Below are 5,792 nucleotides of genomic sequence, written 5' to 3' on the forward strand. Positions count from 1 at the left end.
GTAACATATACATACGGCACGACAAGGCTGACATGGTTTGAAGAGTATGGAACAATCATAACTTATTTGAAGATTTTAAAAGATTGTAAGCTATTATATCTGGATAAATAAGTATTAGAAACTAAAGTGAGGAAAAAGATGTTTTTATATTTAAAGGGTTTAGGAAAATTTCGTAAGTCAAAAGCTTATGGATTGGTGGGATGTCTGGCATTGGTGAGTATGATTGGATTGTCGATTCCTGATTTACCAGTTGTTGGAGGAAGAACAGTGTATGCTGACGTCATTCAAGGTGGCGATGATATAAAAGATGTGAGCGTTCATGAGAAGTCCGCTGAGGGTGTTGCTATGACTTATACCACTTATGATAGTGGTACGAGTGGGAAACAAACCGCATCAGGTAGCGGTGTCTTTGTAGCGCCGAATGTGATGGTAACAGTAGCTCATAACTACTATGATAAAAACCAAGATGATAAGTCTGCGGTCTTGCGTGGTGGGGCGTCTGCTCGTAGTTATGTTGTGATGAACTCAGACACAGAGAAAAGTAACAAAGTACCGACATCAGGAGTATCAGAAGCTCTTGAAAAAGACTCTATTCACTTATATAACGGCAAAGACTTTGGTAAAGACTATAGCAACGACTTAGCAGTAGTGGTAACTAAAAAGCCTGTAGAAGCTATGACGGGTGGTGAGGACTCTCCAAGAGAGTTGAGCCATAAAGAGGTTTCTACTGGTGATAAAATCACTATGGTAGGTTATCCCAATGATTTTTCGACTCCGAATTTAAGTAAAGAAAATAAAGCTCGCTTGAAAGACGGTAAGGCTTATTCAGTCTCAACAACTGTGAGCAGTATCAATAAAGAGAGTGGTGCAGTCACTTATCATTCCTCAGCTTTAGGAGGTTTTTCAGGTGCTCCTTTGTTTAATGATAAGGGAGAGGTCGTCGGTATCCACCAACATGGGACAAATACTTCAAACGCTCCTGAGAGTGAGCGTATTGGGGGTGGTACGATTTTTACGGAAAAGCACAGAGCTTGGATTCGTTCTATGATTGATAAATATGGTATAAAGGGTTGGTATATAGATGGTGCAAACCGTTACTATTATGATGAAAATCACAGAGCCTTAAAAGACGTAGAGTATGAGATTGACGGTGCTTTGTATCGTTTTGATGAAAAAGGTCGAGCGACTTTAGTAAAAGGTGAAGAAAAAGGCCGCGTTCTACTTCGAGTGGAAGATACTAAAGGAACTCCTTTGATTTCAGATAAGGTTGTTCAGGAAGGTCCTGTTGGAAGTGGTTTGAATTTTCATTTAAGACAAAATCCAGACTTCAAACAGTTAATAGCAACTTCCCCAACAGCTAAAGTGGTATCTTACAATGGAGTTTCTGTCAACAAACTAGTAAGTGATACTAGTTGGTCTGATGAGTATGTCAGTAAGTTAGCTTTAGGTAATACCATTATAAAAGCTGTTGTTGACTCAGTAAATCCTTCATCTACTTCGTCTTCTGATTTCGCAAGAACTGAAGTTGGTAAGGTTGACTTGAGTGGCAAATCCAACTTACCTATGCCTAGTAAAGAGGTGTTACAAGCTCCGAATGGCTCAGAAAATTTCTATGCTACAACGCACATTCAAACGCCAGATGGGTCGGGGTCAGGTACTTTAATTGCACCCAATTTGGTGTTAACAGTCGCTCATAATTTTTTAACAGTTAAAGGTTCTGAGGTCGTTACGAAATCTGGTCGCACCAATACAGTGTATAAAGCAACCTTACCGAATGGGTTGTCTGTGCATTTTTCAGATGATGATATTGTTTATTGGAATAAAAAAGATTCCGTATTTGGATTTAAAAATGACTTAGCCTTGGTTCGACTAAAAGAAGATTTCAAAGCGGTATCTCCTGTAGAGGTGGTTTCTGAGTCAACTTCTATCGCTAAGGGTGAAAAAGTTTCGGTTTATGGTTTCCCGGACGGTCGTTTATCTCCAGTCTTGGATAGTGAAGTTGTAGATACTACTGATTTCGGTTCAGGTATTGAGGGTATCAGCTATGAAGGCACAAAACCCGGAGCGTCTGGTGGTGGTCTTTATAATGACAAAGGTACTTTAATTGGAGTTCACCAAAATGGTGTTGTAGGAAGCCGCAGTGGTGGTTTGGTTTTATCAAAAGAGCAACTGGATTGGGTTCGTTCTTATATTGAAGGTAAACCAAAAGAGCCTGTCTATGTAAAAGATGAAGTTTTGGTGGATGAGAAGGATAAGGATAAACTTCCTTCAACTCCAAAAGACGAAAAACCAAGTACACCTAAAATAGAGTCTGATAAAGATAAAGTAGAACCTCCTCTCAAACCGCAAAAGGAGCCGAAAACAGAGGTTATTACCACTTACGAAGGTGATAGTACCCTTGAGGTTGGAAAAGAGCGTACAGAGGATACTAAGGGTGAAAAAGAAGGTGTTCCACTTATTTACCGAGTAGTGTATAAAGGTACTAAGCCGAAAGTAGAAAAAGAATCGATTGCTTTTGATACTCTTTACCAAGGAGATGAAACAAAAGAGCTTGGTTTCCGTTCAGTTGTAGAGGGTAAAGGAGGGGTGGTTACTCGAACTACTACTTATCAAGTAGATAAGTATACAGGAGCGGTATCTTCTCAAGTTTCTGAGAAGAAAATAGCTCCTCAATCCAAGGTGATTACTTTAGGTATTAAACCCAACAGTGTCATAAAAGAACTTCCGATTACAGAGCGTTTTGAGGACTCTGAAGAGTTAGAGAAAGGGAAAACGGAGGTTGTTTCGGAGGGGTATGTAGGTAAAGAAGTTACTAAGGTGACTTATAAGGTCTTAGCTGATGGAAAGATTGTTGAAAATTCTCGTACAGTCGAGGTTACACCTATGAGAGAACGTGTGGTTCTTAAGGGTGTGAAGGAAGTGGTGTCATCGACGGAAGAAAACTCAAGTAATCTCAAAGAGGAAGTGGTATCTCCAGATAAAGTAGAGTTTCTAGTTCCAAAAGATGCGCCGATCAGAGAAGAACTGCCTGCGTCTAGTGAGGAATTTTCAGAATCAGAGGTTTTAGTATCGGGAGAAAAAATACCAGGCGACCTTGGGAAGTCTATAGTATCTTCAAAAGAACTAGTCCCTGAAAGAGTGGAAGTTCCAGACTTTGTGGCTAAAGTTACAGGTGGAGAAAAATTGACAGTAGAAGGGCACCGAGATGAGAGAAAAATAAAGACTCCATCAAAACAGGAAAGATTATCTAGCCCAGAAACCACTGCTCAATTCACAACGAACGGGACAGGTTCGTCATCGTTAACAGCTGTTTTTGGCGTTGAAGCGGATAACATGTCACTTTCTACTGTTGAACATTCTGTTATTACATATAATCAACAAAGAGGATGGCATAAGATAAATAATCAGTGGTATTTTAGAAATTCCGATGGGAAAGAACGGACAGGCTGGATGAAAGAAAATGATGCATGGTATTATTTTGATGCGAATGGAATCATGCAAACCGGTTGGATACAGGATACAGACGGTAATTGGTATTATCTCAAGGATAATGGCATGATGGAGGTAGGCTGGTTCCAAGATTCAAGTGGCGCGTGGTACTACTTAGGATCATCTGGTTCCATGGAATCCAATACATGGATTTATTATAAAGGAAAGTGGTACTATATCGATGCTTTTGGGAAACTACTTTTCAATTCGCTAACACCAGACGGCTATAGAGTGAACGAGTACGGGGAATGGATTAACTGATTTTGCTTTATGACCTATTGACGAGCAAGCGAGTAGTATAAAAAACATTAGAATTAATAGTCTAGGAAGTGGTAAGAGTTCTCTAAAACGGCTGATTTTGTAATCTTTTTTGTAAAATAGAGTCTTTAATAAATAATATGAGCAAGATTTATCTCTTTACAAGTGATTAGGATTAATAATTTTTAACTTTCTCGCTTCTTTTGTCTTTCTTTTCCGAATAAATAGATAGTAGCAGTAAATCTAGTAAACCTAGATTTAAAAATGTGCTATAATGAAAGGAGAGGAAATATGATTCTAAGACATCCGGGCATTAGCCCGACCAATGATTTGGTTGCTAAGAAAATCTTTAGCAACCCAGAAATCACTTGTCAATTTATCCGCGATATGCTGGATTTACCAGCAAAAAATGTGACCATTTTGGAGGGAAGCAATATTCATGTCTTGACTTCCATGCCCTATTCGGCGCAAGATTTCTATACCAGTATAGATGTTTTGGCGGAGTTGGATAATGGTACGCAAGTTATCATCGAAATTCAGGTTCATCATCAGAATTTTTTCATCAATCGTTTATGGGCTTACTTGTGCAGTCAGGTCAATCAAAATCTTGAAAAAATTCGCCAACGAGAAGGTGATACACACCAGAGCTATAAACACATCGCACCAGTATACGCTATCGCAATTGTCGATAGTAATTACTTCTCAGATGACTTGGCTTTTCATAGTTTTAGCATGCGAGAGGATTCGACAGGTGAGGTTTTAACAATTACAAACAATGGACAGGAAAACCATCTAGTCAAGATGGCGTTCTTGGAATTAAGAAAATACAGAGAAACCAGCAAAGACAAGGTTCGTAAGCCATGGTTGGAGTTTTTCGGGAATAAACCCTTTACCCAGCAGCCCGAGCGAGCCATCAGCCAAGCAGATCAACTGCTGGACTACAAGAGCTGGTCCGAGGAGGATAGGAAAATGTTTAGTGAACAACGCAGGCGAGAAGAACAAGCCTTATTAGCACAGGACTATGCTTTGGAGCAAGCTGAGGAAAAAGGTTTAGAGAGAGGTCTTGAACGTGGTCGCGCAGAGGGGATTGAACAAGGCATCGAAAAAGGTTTAGAACAAGGACTTGAACGTGGGAAAGTTGAAGGAAGTTTGTCTATGCTACTAAATCTAGTTCGTCAAGGTCTTCTGACTTCCGAGATTGCCAGTAAGCAGTTGGGAATGACTGTCGCTGAGTTTGAAGTATTATTGAAAGACCATCATAAATAAGAATGTTGAATCTCAAATTCAAGTTAGGCAGAGAGAAGAAATTTTCAGAGAGATTTGCGATCCAACTATTTTTTAGGACAATCATTGCTTCACCTCTCGATGAAGGCAACTTTTTTAGAAGTCGTTTTTTTAGGTAAGAGGATTGACTTTAGGAAATCATCTACGAGTCAGTTTTTTTAAGTCCTCATATAGAGACTCTAGGCATAAAATCTTAAAAATCACAAACACGCATAGTATCAGGTAATTAAAAAAACTTGATATTATGCGTTTTATAGTGCATTGAATCTATATTAGGACACAACAATTCTTAAATCATTGTTAGAAATTGGTTTGAATTTTCCAATCAATTTGTTCGATTTTTACATCATTGCATTATATCATGTGACTATTAACCTTGTTTTCTCCTAAAATTGACTTTCTTGTTTTCTTATCTTGTCCACTCGAAACAAGTATTGTAAGAATTTGATTATTTTTGAAAGTACTTTTAATATACTTGATATAGTTAAAAAAGATTTGAAACTAAATTCCAAATTAGAAAAAGACTTGAAATGCTAAAAAAAAAAAGTATACTCTAATTGAAAACGGTAACAAAACTAATTTAGAGAATGAAATATAGAGTATTTCTCTCTTAAAAGTTTTTGGTGAAACGAGATGTAGAAAGGAGATTTAGCCAAAGAGTCTACTAGTGCTAGAATAATAGATTAGAATTATTTTAGAAAAACTAATACTCAATGAAAATCAAAGAGCAAACTAGGAAACTAGCCGCAGGCTGTACTTGA

2 protein-coding genes are annotated in these 5,792 nt (G+C 38.2%); both read left to right on the forward strand.

The features are described from left to right. The first annotated feature begins 138 nt into the window (after nt 1-138). Nucleotides 139-3,750 carry a trypsin-like peptidase domain-containing protein gene (locus HT701_RS05465; RefSeq protein WP_172931283.1) on the forward strand — a complete coding sequence of 1,204 codons (3,612 nt, stop codon included), beginning with the start codon at nt 139-141 and terminating at the stop codon, nt 3,748-3,750. Between the two features lie 288 nt (nt 3,751-4,038). Continuing rightward, a complete protein-coding gene (locus HT701_RS05470) occupies nt 4,039-5,013 on the forward strand; it encodes an Rpn family recombination-promoting nuclease/putative transposase (RefSeq protein WP_172931284.1) in 975 nt (324 codons plus the stop codon). Nucleotides 5,014-5,792: the final 779 nt, after the last annotated feature.

Source organism: Streptococcus sp. 10824, assembly GCF_013276595.1.
Taxonomy (GTDB): Bacteria; Bacillota; Bacilli; order Lactobacillales; family Streptococcaceae; genus Streptococcus; species Streptococcus pseudopneumoniae.